Source organism: Type-D symbiont of Plautia stali (assembly GCF_001485335.1).
GTDB lineage: Bacteria > Pseudomonadota > Gammaproteobacteria > Enterobacterales > Enterobacteriaceae > Pantoea > Pantoea vagans_C.
Window position 1 is genome coordinate 52658 of sequence record NZ_BBOC01000018.1, and the last position, 16550, is coordinate 69207.

General features: G+C 53.4%; 16 protein-coding genes. 9 read left to right on the top strand and 7 right to left on the bottom strand.

Going from position 1 to position 16550, the window contains the following annotated elements:
• Window positions 1-8: 8 nt before the first annotated feature.
• From PSSD_RS08110 to rfaD, 4 genes are read right to left on the bottom strand one after another with little or no spacing between them, the layout of a single operon-like run.
• On the bottom strand, window positions 9-917 hold the full coding sequence (locus PSSD_RS08110) for a WaaZ-like lipopolysaccharide core biosynthesis protein (protein WP_058970426.1): 909 nt from the start codon (window positions 915-917) through the stop codon (window positions 9-11).
• Window positions 918-1880, bottom strand: coding sequence for a lipopolysaccharide heptosyltransferase RfaC (gene rfaC, locus PSSD_RS08115; protein WP_058970428.1), 963 nt, complete (start codon window positions 1878-1880; stop codon window positions 918-920).
• A gap of 2 nt (window positions 1881-1882) precedes the next feature.
• Window positions 1883-2926: an ADP-heptose--LPS heptosyltransferase RfaF gene (gene rfaF / locus PSSD_RS08120; RefSeq protein ID WP_039328200.1), complete on the bottom strand. Its 1044-nt coding sequence runs from the start codon at window positions 2924-2926 to the stop codon at window positions 1883-1885.
• 17 nt (window positions 2927-2943) lie between these two features.
• Window positions 2944-3876 (bottom strand): ADP-glyceromanno-heptose 6-epimerase, encoded by a 933-nt coding sequence (rfaD, locus tag PSSD_RS08125; RefSeq protein ID WP_058970430.1) that lies wholly within the window; start codon window positions 3874-3876, stop codon window positions 2944-2946.
• Window positions 3877-4108: 232 nt separating this feature from the next.
• Between rfaD and PSSD_RS08130 the strand changes: the two genes are divergently transcribed.
• A complete protein-coding gene (locus PSSD_RS08130) occupies window positions 4109-5317 on the top strand; it encodes a glycine C-acetyltransferase (protein WP_058970432.1) in 1209 nt (402 codons plus the stop codon).
• Entirely contained in the window at window positions 5314-6342 is a 1029-nt protein-coding gene (tdh, locus tag PSSD_RS08135) for an L-threonine 3-dehydrogenase (RefSeq protein ID WP_058970434.1), read from the top strand. The genes PSSD_RS08130 and tdh overlap by 4 nt, the downstream gene beginning before the upstream one ends.
• Before the next feature lie 35 nt (window positions 6343-6377).
• On the opposite strand, the gene PSSD_RS08140 is transcribed toward tdh, so the two are convergent.
• On the bottom strand, window positions 6378-7460 hold the full coding sequence (locus tag PSSD_RS08140; RefSeq protein WP_058970435.1) for a glycosyltransferase: 1083 nt from the start codon (window positions 7458-7460) through the stop codon (window positions 6378-6380).
• A gap of 185 nt (window positions 7461-7645) precedes the next feature.
• Between PSSD_RS08140 and PSSD_RS08145 the strand changes: the two genes are divergently transcribed.
• Window positions 7646-8617 carry a polysaccharide deacetylase family protein gene (locus PSSD_RS08145; protein ID WP_039328185.1) on the top strand — a complete coding sequence of 324 codons (972 nt, stop codon included), beginning with the start codon at window positions 7646-7648 and terminating at the stop codon, window positions 8615-8617.
• On the opposite strand, the gene PSSD_RS08150 is transcribed toward PSSD_RS08145, so the two are convergent.
• Window positions 8592-9623: a glycosyltransferase family 9 protein gene (locus PSSD_RS08150; RefSeq protein ID WP_058970438.1), complete on the bottom strand. Its 1032-nt coding sequence runs from the start codon at window positions 9621-9623 to the stop codon at window positions 8592-8594. The two genes, PSSD_RS08145 and PSSD_RS08150, sit on opposite strands and share 26 nt — an antisense overlap.
• A 176-nt stretch (window positions 9624-9799) precedes the next feature.
• Here PSSD_RS08150 and PSSD_RS08155 point away from each other — a divergent pair, with 176 nt between their 5' ends.
• From PSSD_RS08155 to coaD, 6 genes are all read left to right on the top strand, one after another.
• Window positions 9800-10789 carry a glycosyltransferase gene (locus PSSD_RS08155; RefSeq protein ID WP_072214959.1) on the top strand — a complete coding sequence of 330 codons (990 nt, stop codon included), beginning with the start codon at window positions 9800-9802 and terminating at the stop codon, window positions 10787-10789.
• A 73-nt stretch (window positions 10790-10862) separates the two neighbouring features.
• Window positions 10863-11939, top strand: coding sequence for a putative lipopolysaccharide heptosyltransferase III (gene rfaQ / locus PSSD_RS08160; RefSeq protein ID WP_058970440.1), 1077 nt, complete (start codon window positions 10863-10865; stop codon window positions 11937-11939).
• Complete coding sequence (locus tag PSSD_RS08165; RefSeq protein ID WP_058970441.1) at window positions 11932-13065, top strand: glycosyltransferase family 4 protein; 1134 nt, start codon at window positions 11932-11934, stop codon at window positions 13063-13065. The genes rfaQ and PSSD_RS08165 overlap by 8 nt, the downstream gene beginning before the upstream one ends.
• A gap of 85 nt (window positions 13066-13150) precedes the next feature.
• The gene (gene waaA / locus PSSD_RS08170) at window positions 13151-14425 is read left to right on the top strand and encodes a lipid IV(A) 3-deoxy-D-manno-octulosonic acid transferase (protein ID WP_039328170.1); all 1275 of its coding nucleotides are present in this window, start codon (window positions 13151-13153) and stop codon (window positions 14423-14425) included.
• A 3-nt stretch (window positions 14426-14428) separates the two neighbouring features.
• Entirely contained in the window at window positions 14429-15205 is a 777-nt protein-coding gene (locus tag PSSD_RS08175; RefSeq protein ID WP_058970442.1) for a glycosyltransferase family 2 protein, read from the top strand.
• Window positions 15202-15690 carry a pantetheine-phosphate adenylyltransferase gene (gene coaD / locus PSSD_RS08180; RefSeq protein ID WP_058970446.1) on the top strand — a complete coding sequence of 163 codons (489 nt, stop codon included), beginning with the start codon at window positions 15202-15204 and terminating at the stop codon, window positions 15688-15690. The genes PSSD_RS08175 and coaD overlap by 4 nt, the downstream gene beginning before the upstream one ends.
• Window position 15691: 1 nt before the next feature.
• On the opposite strand, the gene mutM is transcribed toward coaD, so the two are convergent.
• Window positions 15692-16501 carry a bifunctional DNA-formamidopyrimidine glycosylase/DNA-(apurinic or apyrimidinic site) lyase gene (gene mutM / locus PSSD_RS08185; RefSeq protein WP_058970448.1) on the bottom strand — a complete coding sequence of 270 codons (810 nt, stop codon included), beginning with the start codon at window positions 16499-16501 and terminating at the stop codon, window positions 15692-15694.
• Between the last annotated feature and the right edge of the window lie 49 nt (window positions 16502-16550).

A 16550-nucleotide genomic window follows, 5' to 3' on the forward strand; every position in this document is an offset into this window, starting at 1 on the left:
CTGGCAGATTATTTCTGAGGAAAAAGCACATCCGGTGTGATTTTTTCAAAAATATCATCACCTAATCCACTATTTAAACACAGATTATAGGTTTTGATATTTGCGCGCCCCAACTCTTTACTCGCATGCAGAAAAGCAGGTCTGATAATACTTTCGAAATTAGAAGAGAGAAAACTGGGTAATTTATCTCCCTCACTTTCATAAAACCTTGGCGCGTCAAAGTTATTCATATCGACACCGGCCAATAAGATGCGATGAGCACCTAACCACGCTGCAATTTGCAGAGCCCAATAGGCAACGGTACCTGCATCGAAAATCCCCTGACGGATATCCCATGAAAATCCTGCACGGGGTTCAGTGGGGAATATTTTAATGCCGTTTTTTTCCCGGTAATACCGCTCGTAGTCATAGGGCATAACCTTTTCACGGAACACCTTGAAGCTGAGATCTTCGATAATTGCCAATCGACACTGGATGTCGTTTAACAACACGCTCTTAAGCATGTCGTTCAAACAGTGCACAGTGGTGAAAAGCACTAAATTTTTGTCCGCCAGCACGTCCTTAACCAGATTTGCACGTTGCTTAACAAACCCACGATCCACAATGACATAATAAGAAAACCTAACATTATTACGTAAATGATAGGCCCCATTAACACCAATAAAAGTGGTATCGGACAGCTTTTGCAAATCCAGTGAATTGATGGACGGCCCTGTGGCGAGAATGGTCACATCGCCAGACACCTTCGCATGAAGATCACTCAGATTTTCCAGGGGAACATTTTTTCTGCAGTAGGATAATTTCTGAATATGATCTTCATCTGCACGTTGAATCGCAATATACGGCCAAAAGTTTTCGTTGTGCCGCATAACCCTGGCATGGGTATAACGATACAGTTGCTTGAAGATCGAATCCATTCAGAGTAATTCCCGCAATTTATCCATTACCCTGTTGGCAGAAATTGCCTGCATGGTGCCATCTTCACCGCGTAGTTCATGCTGATTTTGACCATAGCCACCAATTAAGCCTGGATCGGTTGGCCCAAAGAGCGTGATATTGGGCCGGTCCAGCGCGGCTGTCAGGTGACTCAAGCCGGTATCCACAGAGACCACCGCGCGCGCGCCTGCTAACTGCTGCGCAACCTGTTCCAGCGTAAGCTTTGGCAGCACCTCAACATGTGTAAACCCCTCAGCCATTCTTAATGCACGCTGATGCTCATGCTCTGCCCCCCAAGGAAGCTTTATTTTCAGGCCCGTTGGCTGTACCAGCTCAATCAGTTCACGCCAGTGCGATTCCGGCCAGTGTTTGTTGTCACGCGTGGTCGCGTGCAGGAACACCAGGTACTGATGTGCATCCTGGGGCAGCGTGGAGAGGAAATGTCGGGCAATTGCATAGTCGCCTTGCGTAGCCGGTTTTTCATATCCAAGGCTTTTGGCAAACAGTTCCCGCGTTCGTTCAACGGCATGCTGTTGCTTATTAATTTCATGACGTTTGTCATACCACCAGCTGGCAAAAGGCTCACGGGCACTCCGGCTGTCTTGCCCGTGTTTGATCCCCTTAGCCAAGCGCGTGACCAGCGCAGCACTTTTGATCAGGCCTTGCGCATCAATGATCACGTCATACTCACGCGATTGCAGATCACGCTTGAAGAGCACACGCTCTTCGCGCTGCTGGCTGCCAAACCAGTGTTTACGCCAGCGGCGAATGGCTACCGGCAGGACTTTATCCACTGCTGGGTGCCAGCCAGGGATTTGAGCGAAGTTCTCTTCCACTGCCCAATCAAAACGGATGCCCGGCATGGCCTGCATCGCATCGGTGAGTGCAGGTAAGGTATGCAGCACGTCTCCCATTGAGGAGGTTTTAACAATCAAAACGTGCATGGCTACTCCCGCACCGGCTGCAGCAGCGCACTCAGTTCCTGATGAACACGAGCAGGCTGAATATCAATTAAACTCTGGTGATAGCCTTCTTCGGCATCACCCTTACGCACTTTGTGATAGCCCGTGATCAAACGAATAACGCGAGCCTGATGAGACAATGGCGGCGTGAAATCCGGGCTGCTTGGGCCATACAACGCCACAAGTGGGCGATTAAGCGCGGCAGCAATATGCATTAAGCCAGAGTCATTACTGACAACAGCAGCACAGTGAGCAATCAAAATAACGGCCTGCTCCAACTGCGTGTCACCGGCCAGATTTTTGCAGTGTGCACGCGCGTCGTCTGATAGCGTTTGCACAATAGTGTCACCGGTTTCACGATCCTTCGCCGAGCCGAACAGCACAACCTGATAGCCTTCACCAATCAGTTGTTCCGCTAAGGCAGCATAGTGGTAATGCGGCCAGCGCTTTGCCGGGCCAAATTCAGCCCCTGGGCAAAACCCAATAACCGGACGATCGGCGGACAGTGAAAATTGCGCGGCCGTCATGCGCTTTTCTTCATCATCTACGCGCAGTTGCGGCCAGAGCAAGGGCTGCGGTAACTGCTGGGCAGAAGATACTGGCTGGTCATAACCCAGCGCCACATAACGCTCGACCATCAGCGGAAATGCTGGCTTATCCAATACGCGTACATCATTCAGCAAGCCATAACGCATCTCACCACGCCAACCGACGCGGCGTTTAATTCCGGCAAAAAACGGCACCAGCGCCGATTTAAACGAGTTAGGCAGCACATAAGCGCGATCATAGCCACTGGCGCTGAGGGATTTCCCCAAACGACGCCGCTCACCCAGCGCTAAAGCACCATGGCCGAGCGGCATCGCCAACGCCTGATTGACCTCTGGCATGCGTGACAGTAAAGGCCGACACCAGGCCGGCGCCATCACATCAATCACCGCATCTGGATGCTCAGCCTTGAGCGTGCGATAGAGGCTTTGCGACATCATCATATCGCCGACCCAGGATGGGCCAATAACCAGAATTTTCATCGCTGGTGCCGGTTTCCTTATGCGTTACGATTCAGCCATACCATGTATTCACCCACACCCTGCGCGACAGTTTTGAACGGCTTGTCGTAACCCGCTGCACGCAGGTTGGTGAGATCGGCTTGGGTGAAGGCCTGATAGCGACCCTTCAGCTTGTCTGGGAAGGGAATATATTCAATCTGGCCCTTCTGATGGAAATTCAGTACCGCATCCGCCACTTCCTGGAAGGATTCCGCGCGACCCGTGCCGCAGTTATAGATACCCGAAATGCCGTTCTCCCAGCACCACAGGTTAACCGCAACCACATCATCAACGTGGATGAAGTCACGGCGGAAATCGTCGCTGCCTTCAAACAGTTTCGGATTTTCACCGCCGCCGATCTGGGTGTTGAGGTGGAAAGCCACGCTGGCCATGCTGCCTTTATGCCCTTCACGTGGACCGTATACGTTAAAGTAACGGAAACCACACACCGGCGAATTCGCCTCTGGCAAAATCTGACGCACATAGTGGTCAAACAGCATTTTTGAGTAGCCATAGACGTTGAGCGGCTGCTCGTACTGGCGTTCTTCGATGAAGTTCTCATTACGGCCGCCGTAGGTGGCGGCTGAAGAGGCATAAAGGAACGGAATTTCACGTTCCAGACAGAAATGCAGCAGGTCTTTTGAGTACTGATAGTTGTTATCCATCATGTACTTGCCGTCCCACTCGGTGGTCGCTGAGCAAGCACCTTCATGGAACACCGCTTCAATCGGACCCAGATCCTCGCCGGACATGATGTAAGAGAGGAATTCCTCTTTATCCATGTAATCCGCGATATCGAGGTCCGCGAGGTTCACGAATTTGGTGCCGTCTTTCAGATTATCCACCACCAGAATATCGGTAAGACCGCGATCGTTCAGCGCTTTAACAATGTTGCTGCCAATCATGCCAGCGCCACCGGTTACGATAATCATATGCTTTGCCTTTAAACAGTTTGGGGTGAAACAGGAGGTTTCACGCACTAATGCCTAACATCATAACATTTCAGCCCGAGACAGGCAGCCAGATGACTCTGCAACGGCTGCACAAATCGCAACCATCACGTGAACTATGCTGCAAAACTGAGATTTCCCTGGCGTAAATGTCGGCGCGATGCTTTTCGATCAGTAATATGTGCCAAAATTTTGCTATCTGAGGAGCAGAATCATGTCCAGTCAGTTTTATTCGCAAATCCGTCAACAGCTTGAGACAACACGTCAGGACGGATTGTTCAAACAGGAACGCACCATTACGTCGGCACAGCAGGCGGAAATCACCGTCGCCAACAGCCCACCCGTCATTAACTTCTGCGCCAATAACTATCTTGGCCTGGCTAATCATCCTGCGTTAATACAGGCAGCCAAAGAGGGCATGGATTCGCATGGTTTTGGCATGGCGTCGGTGCGCTTCATCTGCGGAACTCAGGATATTCATCAGCAGTTAGAACACAAGCTGGCGGCGTTTCTGGGCATGGAAGATGCCATACTTTTCTCCTCCTGTTTTGATGCCAACGGCGGTCTGTTTGAAACCCTGCTCAGCGCGGAAGACGCCATCATTTCTGATGCGCTCAACCACGCCTCGATCATTGACGGTGTGCGCTTGTGCAAAGCGCAGCGATATCGCTATGCCAATAACGATATGAGCGAGCTACGCATCCGCTTGCAAGAGGCGCGTGATAAGGGCGCACGTCACATCCTGATCGCCACCGATGGCGTGTTCTCGATGGATGGCGTTATCGCTAATTTGCAGGGTATTTGCGATTTAGCCGACGAATTTGATGCGCTGGTGATGGTGGATGACTCTCATGCCGTTGGCTTTGTCGGCGCATCCGGGCGTGGCTCACACGAATATTGTGGCGTCATGGACCGCGTTGATATCCTGACCGGCACCTTAGGTAAGGCGTTAGGCGGCGCATCCGGTGGCTACGTGGCCGCCAAAAAAGAGGTCGTCGAGTGGCTACGTCAACGTTCACGCCCTTACCTGTTCTCGAATTCGCTGGCCCCCGCCATCGTCACCGCCTCACTGCGTGTGCTGGATTTGCTGAGTGAAGGCGATGGCTTACGCCAACGTCTGTGGGAAAATGCCCGCTTCTTCCGCGAAAAAATGACAGCCGCAGGCTTTACGCTGGCGGGAGCCGATCACGCCATTATTCCGGTGATGTTGGGTGATGCCAAAGTGGCACAGCAATTTGCCAGCCTGCTGCAACAGGAAGGTATTTACGTCACGGGCTTCTTCTATCCGGTGGTGCCACAAGGTCAGGCGCGTATCCGCACGCAGATATCTGCGGGACACACACAGGCACAGCTTGAGCATGCCGTTGCGGCCTTTACGCGCATCGGACAGCAACTGGGTGTGATTACAGGAGCGGCAAAATGAAAGCGCTGGCTAAATTAAAAGCCGAAGAAGGCATCTGGATGATCAACGATGCACCGATTCCAGAACCTGGGCATAACGACCTGCTGATTAAAATCCGCAAAACCGCGATTTGCGGCACGGACGTGCACATCTACAACTGGGATGACTGGTCGCGTAAGACTATTCCCGTCCCGATGATCACGGGCCACGAATATGTCGGTGAAGTCGTGGGAATGGGTGAAGAGGTTAAGGGGTTTTCAGTTGGCGATCGCGTTTCGGGTGAAGGCCACATCACCTGCGGCCATTGCCGTAACTGCCGCGCCGGGCGCACGCATCTCTGCCGCAACACGGTTGGAGTGGGTGTCAATCGTCAAGGCTGTTTCGCTGAATATCTGGTCATCCCCGCCTTTAACGCCTTCAAAATCCCCGACAATATTCCGGACGAACTGGCCGCGATTTTTGATCCCTTCGGTAATGCCGTACATACCGCGTTGTCATTTGATCTGGTCGGTGAGGATGTGCTGATCTCTGGCGCGGGTCCGATTGGCATCATGGCAGCGGCAGTATGCAAACATGTGGGTGCGCGTAATGTGGTGATCACCGATATCAACGAGTATCGGCTTGGTCTGGCACGCCAGATGGGAGTCACCCGCGCAGTCAACGTGGCGCAGGAAAATCTGCGTGATGTGATGGCGGAATTGGGCATGACCGAAGGTTTCGATGTCGGGCTGGAGATGTCTGGCGCCCCCCCAGCGTTTCGCACGTTATTGGACGTCATGAACCACGGTGGGCGCATCGCCTTGCTGGGGATCCCTCCGGGTGAGATGGCCATTGACTGGAATCTGGTGATCTTTAAAGGATTATTCATCAAAGGCATTTATGGCCGCGAGATGTTTGAGACCTGGTACAAAATGGCGGCGCTGATTCAGTCTGGCCTCGATTTAACGCCCATCATTACGCACCGCTACCACATCGATGATTTCCAGCAAGGATTTGACGAGATGCGCTCTGGTCGCTCTGGGAAAGTGGTATTGAGCTGGGATTAACCGTTTGCGGGAGGTAACCAGCCCTCCCGCAGGCTTCATCGACTCAATGCCAGATACTGCTGACAGATTGATAAAGTATCAAACCCGGCAAATGCATCGGCCTGTATGAGTGGCGGATACTGATAAACCTCCTGCATTTTCTCCGCCAGGGATTCCGGATTAAGTTCGGACAGACCACGCGCTAAATCGCCCTGCAATAACCACTCTGGGCCGCCGGGACAACGGGTGCTCACCACAGGCGTGCCGCAGAGCATCGCTTCGATGAGTACGTTGCCAAAGCCCTCGCTGTCCGAACTGACAATCAACATGGTTGCCCGGCTTATCCAGGCATACGGGTTCAGCGTAAAGCCTTGGAAAATCACCCGGTCGGCGATACCCAGCGCCTGCGCCTGCGCTTGCAGGGCGGCTTTGCGCTCAGGTGAACCCTGGCCTAATAGCACCAAGGGTTGTTGGATGTTACTCAACGCATAGGCTTTAAGCAGACGGTCATGGCGCTTAGTTTCGTGGAAGCGCCCCACATGCACCAGAAAACCAGCCGACGGCACTTCAGCCGGCTCGGCGGCCAGTTGTCGAATTTGTTCAACATCGAATGGGTTGCCAATCACCGCTTCATGTGAGGGCTGCACGTCAAAAGCAGATTTGAGATCTTCAAGCACCGCAGGCGAGACACCTACCACGTTGCGCCCCTGATAAACCTGACGGATTTTACGTGCCTTCAACCAGCGTGATAAGCCGGTGCGATGCCCCAAATAAGACGCAGAAAATACGCCGTGTAGGCAAAACCAGGTCTTCTCCTGCCGGAGTGCCCGGCTGCGGCGCACAATACGATCGGTTTTGTGCAGATGTGAGACCACAAGGTCGAATTGGCCGCCCTCCTTTTCCGCCTTCCTGACGGCGACATCCAGTAAACGAGCACGCCGACTGAGTTCAGTCAACTTGCGCCACGGCTTACGGTTGGTGTCCTGAATGACGTGATAATCCACGCCTTCTGGCAACGGATACTCGCACACTTTGCGCAGGGAAAAGAGTGAGACTCGATGCCCCAGCGCCAACATACCGGCAACCAGCGTCAACACCACCTTCTCGGCGCCGCCGCCTGGTAAACCATCGATCACCATCAGTATGCGTTTTGACAAATTGTCCTACCTATCAGTTTTAGAAAACGGGTGAATGCCAGCTATGCGCGGGGAATATTAACGCACATTCATCCCCCTTTCCGCCTGTTTACTGCCGTGGCAAATAGTTTTGCGTCACTGCAGGGCACAGCGTAACATTGCGATTTTATTGGCCTCAGGCGGCGAACATGACCCGGCACGCGTTCCTTATTACCATTGACACCGAAGGCGACAATCTCTGGCGCAATCACCGCTCAATCACCACCAAAAACACCGGCTATCTGCCACGTTTTCAGGCGTTGTGCGAACGTTATGGTTTTAAACCCACCTGGCTGACCAACTATGAAATGGCGATTGATCCTGCGTTTGTCGAATTTGGCAAAGATGTGATTGCCCGTAAGCAAGGCGAAATCGGGATGCATCTCCATGCCTGGAACAGTCCACCCGAAGCCCCGCTGACTGACGATGACTGGCGCTGGCAGCCTTTTCTGATCGAGTACCCCGATAGCGTGCTGCGTGACAAAGTCGCTTATATGACGGATCTCCTCGAAGAAAAGTTCCAAACCAAAATGTTAAGTCATCGCGCCGGTCGCTGGGCATTTGATGAACGCTACGCTGCGATCCTGACTGAGTTGGGCTATCAGGTAGACTGTTCGGTCACGCCACGTGTGAACTGGTCCTACACGCGCGGTGCGCCGCAAGGTAACGGCGGCACTAACTATACCCATTTCCCGGCCAAACCTTATTTCATCGATCCACAGGATATTTCGCGCAGTGGTGATTCATCGCTACTCGAAGTCCCGATGAGCATCCAGTACAAGTATTCCGCATTGATGAATGCGTTCAAACAGGGTGCTTACCGACTACGCGGTAAACAAAAAAGCCCTGCTGTGCACTGGTTGCGCCCATCGGGTGGCAACATTGCAGATATGAAGCGCGTCGTGGAGATGTCACTGGCGGAAGGGAACAATTACACCGAGTTTATGTTGCACAGCTCCGAATTCATGCCCGATGGAAGCCCAACGTTTAAAAATGAACGTGACATCGAGCAGCTATACGAAGATCTCGAAGCGCTGTTTAGCTGGTTGGCACCGAACTTTGTCGGCCAGACACTGGCGGAATATTACGCCAGCTTCACACGCCAACAGGCTCAGCGCTGAGTTCCTGCCAGGCCTGCCAGACCGTTTCCAGAGTGACATCGCTGCATTCACCGGAAGCGGTCTGCATAATATGGTACTTTCCAGACCACGGATGCCAGATGCTGGCATTGGTATCGCCAAAGAACACCACCTGCTTTTTATGTAAACCTGCGGCCAAGTGCATCTGGCCACCATCGCTACACAAAATTTGTTCACAGCGGTCAAAACCGGCAATCAACTCACGCACTGACGCAGTTGGGTAACGTGCTGCGCGGGGTGAGTTTACTTTTTCAATCAGCTCATCGGCGCGTGCGGCATCGCCTTTATCATTGGCATCCAGTGTGCCTTGCGGCGACCAGAAAACCAGTACCCGCGCCTGCTCATCTTCCAGCAATTTATTAATAAAAGCGGCATAAGATGCCACCGGCCAACGGCGTTTTGGGCTGCGGCTACTGATATGAACACCGAAGACTTTACCCGGCGCGGGAAATAATGCTGCGACGCGTGCGCTCGCCGCTTCGCGTTCTGCCTCCGCGAGGTAGAGATTGACCTGAGGGACCACGGGGTAGGCATCCGTTAATGCCGAAAGATAAGAGTAGGTGTGCTCAACCTGATGCTTGCCGTGAAAATCTGTTTTCTGGAAGGGATGATCCAGCTGCGCATCTGCCTGGGCGGCGCCGATAATGTTGTGCGCGCCCGCCAACTTCGCCAGCCTCAGGCTGTATTTGCAAGGCACAGGATTGGCCAGAATGGTGGCATCAAATCGGGTTTTACGCAGTGCCAGCATGATCTTCACCCGTTGCCAGTAAACGCCCAGCGTGGTCTCATTTTTGGCGCGATGCTTGGCTTTCTTATACACATACAGACGGTCAACATGGGGATTGTAACTCACCACATCCTGCGCAATTTTGTTCACCAGCAAAGTGATGGTTGCTTCTGGAAATGCCTGTTTTATGCCTTCCAGTAAAGGAGTGGTACAGACCATATCACCGATATTATCGCGTCGGATAACGAGTATATTTTTCATGCTAAGACCCAGGTGTATAAAGATATATGCTGCGCTTTTCGGCTATCACCATTCCTAAAAGTGCGAAAATGCTAGCGAGCTAACTACTTTTGACCATAAATGTCCAAAAAGTTCTGAATTCCTTAGCAATAATTAACGTAAGAATTTCGTTAATTACTGATAAAAACATCACAACAATGTCGGAAAATGCTCCCTTACTCTCCATCATCTCACCGATGTATAACGCCGGTGCGATGCTCGAGACTTTTATGCAGTCCCTGCTGGCGCAAACGCTAAGCTCACTGGAAATTATCATCGTTGATGATGGCTCCACCGATGGCTCAGGTGAACGGGCCGATGCCTACGCGCAGCAGCATTCTCATGTACGTGTCATCCATCAGGCCAATGGCGGAGTTTCACGTGCACGTAATGCCGGGCTAGCCGTCGCAAGGGGCAAATACGTCACTTTCCCAGACGCCGACGACACCATGAACCCGGCGATGTATCAAACGCTGGTCGAGATGGCAGAAAGTGATGAGTTAGACGCCGCGCAATGCAACGCTGAATGGTTCTTCAAAGCCAGCCAGACCACCAAACCGCTGATTCCTCTGGATCGTTTAAGGAGCACCCAAGTGCTCAGTGGGCCGGAGTGGCTGAACACCGCGTTACAGACCCATCGTTATATGCATGTAGTGTGGCTCGGTATTTACCGCCGCGAACTGATAGAACAACTCAATTTCACCTTCGAGCCGGGTCTACACCATCAGGATATTCCCTGGACCACCGAGTTTATGTTCAACGTCAAACGTGTGCGCTATACCGATCAGATGTTGTATCGGTATTACATGCACGATGCATCGATCAGTAATCGCAAGCGCACAGGCCAGCGTAACGTGGAATATCAACGGCACTACCTGAAAATTGCGCAGATGCTGGAAGAGATCAATACACGCTATCGCACACGCATTAAAATTTACCCGGCATTTCACTATCAGATTACCCGTGAAGCGCTCAGCGTCTGCCACTCCATCCGCCGCGAACCCGATGAGAGCGCACGCCAGGCGATGATTGCGGATATCTTTGCCACCCAAACTCACAAACGAATGCTGCGTAACGCACGCGGTGCCAGACAGTGGTATCAGTTAATGTTGTGGTTGAGCCGGATTTATCGCTGGCGTAAGAAATAAGCGCCGCGGCTGGCTTTCGCACCCTGGGGGTTTGCCCTACAATCAGCTCACTGAATTTTGAGATCATTTGAGTATGGCAAGCCCGATTCCAGCCCAGTTTGCACCGAAAAATATTCTGCTGATTAAGCTGCGTCATCACGGCGATATGCTGCTGACCACGCCGGCTATCAATGCACTACGCCAGCGCTATCCCCAGGCCAATATCGACGTCCTGTTGTATAAAGAGACGCGGCCAATGCTGGAAGCACATCCCGCCATCCGTCAGTTGCATATCATCGATCGTAACTGGAAAAAGGAAGGCGGCTGGCAAAAGTTTCGCCATGAAATGGCCCTGCTCTCTGCGGTCCGTGCCTGCCATTATGATGTGGTGATTAACCTTGCCGATCAGTGGCGCAGTGCGATCATTACCGGCTTTTCTGCCGCACCGGTTCGCATCGGCTTTGCCTTTGCGAAGCGCGATAATGCACTCTGGCGCTGGTGCCATAATCACTTGATATCCACTCAGAACTACAATCAGCTGCACACCGTTGAGCAAAATATGGCGGCGCTGGAACCACTCGGCATCAGTGCGGAAGGTGCGAAAGCCTCGATGCACTTTAGCGCAGCCGATCAGCAAAAAGTGCAGGCTGTTTTGGCGCAGCAACAGGTCACCGGCCCGTTTATTGTGATACAGCCGACCTCACGCTGGGTATTCAAATGCTGGGAAGATGAAAAAGTCGCGCAGCTCATCGATACGCTCACTGCCGATGGCCACACCGTTGTCCTGACCGCAGCACCAGATCAGAAAGAGCAGGCGATGATCGCTAACATTCAGTCGCTCTGCCATAGCCAGAACGTGGTGTCACTGGCTGGGCAGCTCTCACTACCGCAACTGGCGGCGCTGATCGATGCTGCGCAACTGTTTATTGGCGTGGATTCAGCCCCAATGCACATGGCCGCCGCGCTCAATACGCCCTGCCTGGCGCTGTTTGGTCCCACCAAGCTGCATCACTGGCGTCCGTGGGGTGACAATAATCGCGTCATTTGGGCCGGTAATTATGCACCGCTGCCATCCCCCGACGATATCGATACCAAAACCGAGCTGCGCTATCTCTCCGCGATTCCCGTTGAGGATGTGATTGCCGCCGCAAGGAGTTTTTTGCATGACTAAGTTACGCCTGGCGATTGTCCGGCAGAAATATCGCCCGGATGGCGGTGCTGAGCGCTTTATCTCACGGGCGCTGGAAGCGCTGGATAGTGAGCAGCTCGATCTCAATATCATTACCCGCAGCTGGCAGGGCACGCCCAATCCGGCCTGGCATCTGCACATTTGCAATCCCGCTAAATTTGGCCGCGTCTCACGCGAACGTGGATTTGCACGCGCCGCACGAGAATGCTGGGAACGCGAAAAATTCGATATCGTTCAGAGCCACGAACGCATTGCCGGCTGTGATATCTTTCGCGCCGGTGACGGCGTGCATCGCGTGTGGCTTGAGCAGCGAGCACGCATCGTCTCGCCCTGGCAGCGTTTAAGCGCCAGCCTCAGCCCTTATCATCGCTATGTACTACAAGCTGAAGCGGAAATGTTCAACGCGCCGTCTTTAAAAGCCGTCATCTGTAATTCAGAGATGGTCAAACAGGATATTTTGCGTTATTTCACGCTCGATGGCAGCAAGATACACGTCATTCATAACGCCATCGATAGCCAACGTTTTCAGCCAGCCACAGAAGCCCAGCGCTTTGCCATGCGTCAGCAACTGACATTGCCGCAAGATGCCACGGTGATGATCTATGTCGGTTCCGGCTTTGAGCGCAAAGGATTGAAAGCCGCCATTAGCGCATTGGCCAACAGTGACCGTTATCTGATTGTCGTTGGCCAGGATAAGCAGTTGTCGCGCTATCAGCAGTTGGCTAACCAGCTTAACTGTCTTGATCGCCTGCGCTTTGTTGGCGTACAGCAGGATGTCCAGCCGTACTATCATGCGGCTGATGCGCTGCTGCTGCCGACGCTCTATGATCCTTTTCCGAATGTGGTGCTGGAAGCGATGGCCTGCGGTTTAGCGGTTATCACCAGCACGGGCTGCGGTGGTGCAGAATTCATTACAGCAGGTCAAGAAGGCTTCGTCTGCGATGCGTTGGATATCAAAGCGTTAAATGATGCCATTATGGCGACACCCGCGCTTTTACAGAATTCTGCCATGGGCGAAGCCGCACGCCGCAGAATCGAACCTTTTGGTCCGCAACGACTGGCGCAGGCACTGACCTCACTTTATCAGCAGGTACTGAAGGCCAACTGACGAAGTGGTATGAGCAGGCGGCCAGTTTCTGATAACATGCCGCCTTTCATGTGTTTTTTGACGCGAACCTGTCGTAACGATAACTATGACAACTCTATACACAGCCCTGCTCTATCTGATTCAGCCATTCATCTGGCTGCGCCTGTGGCTGCGCGGTCGAAAAGCACCGGCCTATCGTAAACGCTGGGCCGAGCGCTACGGCTATTGCGTCGGCAAAGTGCAACCGCATGGCATTGTGCTGCATTCTGTTTCCGTGGGCGAAACCCTGGCCGCGGTACCCTTGGTACGCGCACTGCGCCATCGCTACCCAACGCTCCCCATTACTGTCACCACCATGACGCCAACCGGTTCGGAACGCGCCCAGTCTGCCTTTGGCAAAGACGTGCATCACGTCTATCTGCCTTACGACTTGCCCGGCTCCATCAACCGTTTCCTCGACACCGTCAATCCACGTCTGGTGATCATTATGGAAACCGAACTGTGGCCCAACATTATCCGTATTCTGCATCAGCGCCAGATTCCTCTGGTGATTGCCAACGCTCGCCTGTCTGAACGTTCGGCAAAAGGCTATAAAAAGCTGGGCGGCTTTATGCGTGATTTGCTGCAACGCATTACGCTGATTGCGGCGCAGAACAGCGAAGATGCCGATCGCTTCCTCAGCCTCGGCCTTAAACGTTCACATCTGGCCGTCACGGGTAGCCTGAAGTTTGATATTTCTGTCACCCCCGAACTGGCCGCAAAAGCCGTCACGCTTCGCCGCCAGTGGGCTTCGCGCCGCCAGGTGTGGATTGCGACCAGTACTCATGAAGGTGAAGAGACCATCATTCTGGATGCCCATCGCCGTCTGCTGCAGCAATTCCCAGACCTGCTGCTGATTCTGGTGCCACGCCATCCTGAACGTTTCAAAGATGCCTGCGATCTGACGCAAAAACGCGGCTTCAGCTTTATTCTGCGTAGCAGCGGTGAAATTCCGTCCAGCGAAACGCAAGTGGTGATCGGCGATACCATGGGCGAACTGATGATGCTGTACGGCATTGCCGATATCGCCTTTGTCGGCGGAAGTCTGGTCGAGCGCGGCGGCCACAATCCACTGGAACCGGCAGCGCATGCCATTCCCGTATTGATGGGCCCGCACATCTGGAACTTCAAAGATATCTGCGCCAAGTTGCAACAGGCGGAAGGTTTGATCACGGTTACCGATGTGATTTCGCTGGAAAAACAAGTCGCTAACCTGCTGCAGGATGACGACTATCGCCGCTACTATGGCCGACATGCCGTGGAAGTGCTGCATCAAAACCAGGGCGCATTACAGCGTCTGCTACAGTTACTCGAACCTCATTTACCGCCGCGAGCTCACTAACTCATGTCGCAACGCCAACGTCTCTCCGTGGTGATGATCGCCAAAAACGAAGCTGAACTGCTACCGGAGGCGCTAGCCTCGGTCAGTTGGGCCGATGAGATTGTGCTGCTGGATTCCGGCAGTCAGGACGATACGGCAGACGTTGCCCGTGCACTGGGCGCTCAGGTTTATCAGGCGGAAGGTTGGGATGGCTTTGGTAAACAGCGTCAACGCGCGCAGGCTTTTGCCAGCGGCGATATGATCCTGATGCTGGATGCCGATGAGCGTGTGACGCCTGAATTACGCCGTACGATTGAACACGTCCTGGAGCAACCCGCAGCGAATACGGTTTACAGCCTCAGACGCAGTAATTTGTTCCTTGGCCGCTTTATGCGCCACAGTGGCTGGTATCCGGATCGCGTACTGCGCCTGTATCCACGCGCACTCAACTACAACGACAACCTGGTTCACGAATCGCTGGATACACAAGGCGCGCCCGTTGTTGCGCTCACCGGTGATTTGCAGCACCTCACCTGTCGCGATCTGATCGCTTTTCAGCGCAAACAGATGAATTATGCCGAAGCCTGGGCTGCTGAGCGTTTCCAGCGCGGCAAACGCTGTGGGCTTTTCTCCATTTTCAGCCACACCTTAGGGGCGTTTCTTAAAACGCTGCTACTGCGCGCCGGCTTCCTTGATGGCAAACAGGGCTGGATTTTGGCGGTCGTGAACGCACAGTACACCTTCAACAAATACTCGGCGCTCTGGGCGCTGCATCACACCTCAACACAAGGCCGCGTATGAGCACTAAAGCGATTTATCCCGGCACGTTTGATCCCATCACTCTGGGGCATCTGGATATTGTTACGCGCGCGGCGCAAATGTTTGACCACATCGTGGTGGCCATTGCCGCCAGTCCGAGCAAGAAACCGTTGTTCTCTCTGGATGAACGTGTGGATTTGGCGCGCCAGGTGACAACGCATCTGCCGAATGTCGAGGTTGTGGGTTTCAGCGATCTCATGGCGAATTTTGCCAAAGCGCAAAACGCCAATGTGCTGGTGCGGGGATTACGCGCCGTATCAGATTTCGAATATGAGCTGCAACTGGCACAAATGAATCGCCATCTGCTGCCTAACCTGGAAAGCGTTTTTCTGATGCCGTCCGAAGGTTTCTCTTTCGTCTCATCGTCACTGGTGAAGGAAGTTGCAAGTCATCATGGCGATGTGCAGGCATTTCTGCCTGCCGTTGTGCATCAGGCATTGCTGGCGCGACTGGCGCAGCAACCTTGATTTAGTGCTGACAGCGTGGGCACCAGAAGGTGCTGCGCTGGCCATGTTTACCGCTGACAATCGGTGTACCGCAAGCGCGACACGGCTCTCCCGCCCGACCATACACCTGCAATTCCTGTGCAAAATAGCCCGGCTTACCGTCCGTTTGCAGGAAGTCACGCAGCGTAGTGCCGCCCTGTTCGATTGAGCGCAGCAACACGGCTTTGATGGTGGCAACCATCAACTCCGCCTCTTCCCGGCTTAAACTCATCGCTGGGCGATCGGGCAAGATTCCGGCCGTAAACAGCGATTCGCTGGCGTAAATATTGCCAACGCCGACCACCACTTTGTTATCCATCAGCCACTGTTTAATCACCGTACGTTTACCGCGCGACTTCTCAAACAGATAAGCACCATCAAATTCGGGGCTGAGCGGCTCAGGGCCAAGATGCGCGAGCACACTGCTGCCTTCCAGGTCAGCCGTCCACAGCCAGGCACCAAAGCGACGCGGATCGGTATAGCGCAGCACTTTGCCATTACTCATCACTAAATCGACGTGATCGTGCTTCGCAGCCGCCTGCTCGCCAGGCAAAATACGCAAACTACCGGACATGCCGAGGTGAATGATAATCCAGCCATGCGGCAGTTCCAGCAGCAGGTATTTTGCGCGACGCTGCACGCTCAGCACGGGCTGGTCGCTTAGCGCATGAATTTCGTGCGAGACCGGCCAACGCAGGCGAGAATTACGTACCACCGCATGCAAAATCGTTGCGCCCACCAGATGTGGCTCAATGCCACGTCGGCTGGTTTCTACCTCTGGTAATTCAGGCATGTCATCTCCTCAACAAACCGCAGAAACAAAAAACCCGGCCGAAGCCGGG

Excerpts from the sequence above, each read along its gene's own strand:
- mutM (WP_058970448.1), bottom strand. The coding sequence starts at position 16,501 with ATGCCTGAATTACCAGAGGTAGAAACCAGCCGACGTGGCATTGAGCCA.
- PSSD_RS08155 (WP_072214959.1), top strand. The coding sequence starts at position 9,800 with ATGTCGGAAAATGCTCCCTTACTCTCCATCATCTCACCGATGTATAAC.
- PSSD_RS08130 (WP_058970432.1), top strand. The coding sequence starts at position 4,109 with ATGTCCAGTCAGTTTTATTCGCAAATCCGTCAACAGCTTGAGACAACA.
- rfaQ (WP_058970440.1), top strand. The coding sequence starts at position 10,863 with ATGGCAAGCCCGATTCCAGCCCAGTTTGCACCGAAAAATATTCTGCTG.
- PSSD_RS08145 (WP_039328185.1), top strand. The coding sequence starts at position 7,646 with ATGACCCGGCACGCGTTCCTTATTACCATTGACACCGAAGGCGACAAT.
- PSSD_RS08165 (WP_058970441.1), top strand. The coding sequence starts at position 11,932 with ATGACTAAGTTACGCCTGGCGATTGTCCGGCAGAAATATCGCCCGGAT.
- coaD (WP_058970446.1), top strand. The coding sequence starts at position 15,202 with ATGAGCACTAAAGCGATTTATCCCGGCACGTTTGATCCCATCACTCTG.
- PSSD_RS08175 (WP_058970442.1), top strand. The coding sequence starts at position 14,429 with ATGTCGCAACGCCAACGTCTCTCCGTGGTGATGATCGCCAAAAACGAA.
- rfaD (WP_058970430.1), bottom strand. The coding sequence starts at position 3,876 with ATGATTATCGTAACCGGTGGCGCTGGCATGATTGGCAGCAACATTGTT.
- waaA (WP_039328170.1), top strand. The coding sequence starts at position 13,151 with ATGACAACTCTATACACAGCCCTGCTCTATCTGATTCAGCCATTCATC.
- tdh (WP_058970434.1), top strand. The coding sequence starts at position 5,314 with ATGAAAGCGCTGGCTAAATTAAAAGCCGAAGAAGGCATCTGGATGATC.
- rfaC (WP_058970428.1), bottom strand. The coding sequence starts at position 1,880 with ATGCACGTTTTGATTGTTAAAACCTCCTCAATGGGAGACGTGCTGCAT.
- rfaF (WP_039328200.1), bottom strand. The coding sequence starts at position 2,926 with ATGAAAATTCTGGTTATTGGCCCATCCTGGGTCGGCGATATGATGATG.
- PSSD_RS08140 (WP_058970435.1), bottom strand. The coding sequence starts at position 7,460 with ATGGTGATCGATGGTTTACCAGGCGGCGGCGCCGAGAAGGTGGTGTTG.
- PSSD_RS08150 (WP_058970438.1), bottom strand. The coding sequence starts at position 9,623 with ATGAAAAATATACTCGTTATCCGACGCGATAATATCGGTGATATGGTC.
- PSSD_RS08110 (WP_058970426.1), bottom strand. The coding sequence starts at position 917 with ATGGATTCGATCTTCAAGCAACTGTATCGTTATACCCATGCCAGGGTT.